This is a genomic window from Ignatzschineria sp. LJL83 (assembly GCF_054871845.1).
Map to the genome: position 1 here is coordinate 1 of NZ_JBTXLY010000031.1, position 588 is coordinate 588.

1 protein-coding gene is annotated in these 588 nt (G+C 42.2%); it reads right to left on the minus strand.

From position 1 onward, the window contains the following. Window positions 1–588: Ig-like domain-containing protein (locus ACYSN2_RS11085; RefSeq protein ID WP_461750309.1), on the minus strand; the 588-nt coding region annotated here is incomplete at both ends.

Sequence of the window (588 nt, forward strand, 5' to 3'; positions counted from 1 at the left end):
ATTCTACTGTTAGCGTAGAGGTAATCTCTCCTGCACTCACTTCGATAGAATCAGGCATTGAACGGATAATTGATGTAGAAGCGTCTGCTTTACCTGCTGTATAAGTCACGGTTGCAGAACTACTTGCCGGACGATTATCGATTTCAAAGGTAAAGGTATCTGATCCTGCTAATGTCGATGTGACATAGGTAAAGAATTGACCATCCGTCGCGGGAATCATTGTAACGTTTTCAACATCGCCTACAAAGCTGCCGCCACCTTCAAGCTTAAGAACCACTTGATACGGTCTTCCTGTTTCTTTACTAATATTATTAGCAAGATCATTACCATTACTATCTTTGAGTTGAACTGTGAGTCTTGAGCGTTCTTTCCCATCTGCTGTAATAGTCGCTGGGCTAGCAGTAATCACAGAATTTTCCGTATCTAGATTTCCTGCAAAGTACTCAACTGTTGCAGTCTTGCCTGCAGCCTGCCCTTGATCTGTGGTAAATCCAATAACATCACTACCGACTTTCTTCGATGTTACATAACCGGTGTAACGACCATTTCCTTGCGGTGTAAATCGGTAATCACGTTGATCACTAAATT